Below are 1622 nucleotides of genomic sequence, written 5' to 3' on the forward strand. Positions count from 1 at the left end.
GTTTCCAGTTGGGTTTCACCCGGTCCACGCATGCCGATACCGCCACCTTGACGTTCAAGGTGGGTCCAGCCACGAACCAGCCGAGTGCTCATGTGGTCAAGCTGGGCCAGTTCTACCTGGAGCTTGCCTTCATGGGTACGGGCACGCTGGGCGAAAATATCGAGAATCAGACCGGTACGGTCGATCACGCGACACTCGAACACACGTTCAAGGTTACGTTCCTGACTGGGCGTGAGGATGTGATTGAAAATCACCAGATCGGCCTCTTCGGCCTTGACCAGGTCGCGCAGCTCCTCGACCTTGCCACTGCCAATCAGGAATTTGGCGGTTGGCCGATGACGCGGCACGTTAAAAAACGCAACGGTCTCGGCGCCGGCCGAATTAGCCAACTCCTGAAACTCCTGCGGATCTTCGCGCGCCTCAGGGTCCTGTCCATCCAAGTGAACGAGTATGACTCGCTCACCACCACCGTGGCGCTCAAAGAACAAAGGAGACTCCTATCAGGCGTTACCTGGCTCAGCGTCACCGGCTTCGGATTCGGTTGCACTAGGCAGACGAATTGGACGAACCGGCACCACTGTAGAGATAGCGTGTTTGTAAACCATCTGGCTCACGGTGTTTTTCAGCAGGATAACGAACTGGTCGAAAGACTCGATCGTGCCTTGCAGTTTGATACCGTTGACCAGGTAGATAGACACCCCAACTTTCTCTTTACGTAAAGTATTCAAGTAAGGGTCTTGTAGCGAATGCCCTTTTGACATGTGCCGCACTCCTTTAAGGATTCAAAATAAAAAATAGGTAAACAGATGGCTTTAGCCGTCACACCCCCAAGGATAGACGGCAATTGAAAAGACTCAGCTCAATATGGAGATGGTCCCCAAGTATTTCAAGGCGCGCGGCAGATTGTCGCAATCGAGACTGTCCAGCCAGTGTAAATCAGCCCAACTGCGCAGCCAGGTGAACTGACGCTTCGCCAATTGGCGCGTGGCAATGATTCCACGCTCCTGCATCTCGGCATGCGTCAGCTTGCCATCCAGGTAATCCCAGACTTGTCGGTAGCCTACTGCACGAATAGACGGTAACCCGGAATGCAGGTCACTTCTCTTACGCAGGGCTACGACCTCGTCAATGAATCCCTGTTCCAACATATTCGTGAATCTTTGTTTAATTCGTTCGTGCAGTACCTGGCGATTTGCCGGAGCAATGGCCAAGTTCGCGACAGTATAGGGCAATTGTTGCAGTCCCGAAGCGGCTGCTTCAGTACTTTGCGCAGTTTGTCTCAGTCGCAGCTCGGTCATGCTCTGACCGCTGACGCGATAAACTTCCAGCGCTCGACTGAGTCGCTGCGGATCGTTCGGATGAATACGTGCGGCCGATACCGGATCAATGGCTGCCAATTGTTCGTGCAGGGCTTGCCAGCCAAGGCGTTCAGCCTCTTCTTCAATCTGTGCGCGAATCTGCGGATCAGCTGCCGGCATGTCTGCCAGGCCTTCGACCAAAGCCTTGTAATAGAGCATTGTGCCGCCCACCAGCAGCGGAATTTTTCCCCGGGCAGTGATCTCGGCCATCGCTTCAAGGGCATCACGGCGAAAATCTGCGGCCGAATAGCTCTCCGCCGGATC

The 1622-nt window shown here is 54.4% G+C and carries 3 protein-coding genes; all 3 read right to left on the minus strand.

Annotated features, from left to right (window positions below; all coding sequences use genetic code 11):
- On the minus strand, nucleotides 1–488 hold a 488-nt coding region (gene hflX / locus AC1DRJ_RS26945), incomplete at its 3' end, for a GTPase HflX (RefSeq protein WP_477804831.1).
- 12 nt (nucleotides 489–500) lie between these two features.
- Nucleotides 501–761, minus strand: a complete 261-nt coding sequence (gene hfq / locus AC1DRJ_RS26950; RefSeq protein WP_007902656.1) for an RNA chaperone Hfq — start codon at nucleotides 759–761, stop codon at nucleotides 501–503.
- A gap of 93 nt (nucleotides 762–854) precedes the next feature.
- Nucleotides 855–1622, minus strand: a 768-nt coding sequence (gene miaA / locus AC1DRJ_RS26955) for a tRNA (adenosine(37)-N6)-dimethylallyltransferase MiaA (RefSeq protein WP_477804832.1), incomplete at its 5' end; no start/stop codon positions are given.

It is taken from the genome of Pseudomonas sp. P5_B2, assembly GCF_056400445.1.

Excerpts from the sequence above, each read along its gene's own strand:
- hfq (WP_007902656.1), bottom strand. The coding sequence starts at position 761 with ATGTCAAAAGGGCATTCGCTACAAGACCCTTACTTGAATACTTTACGT.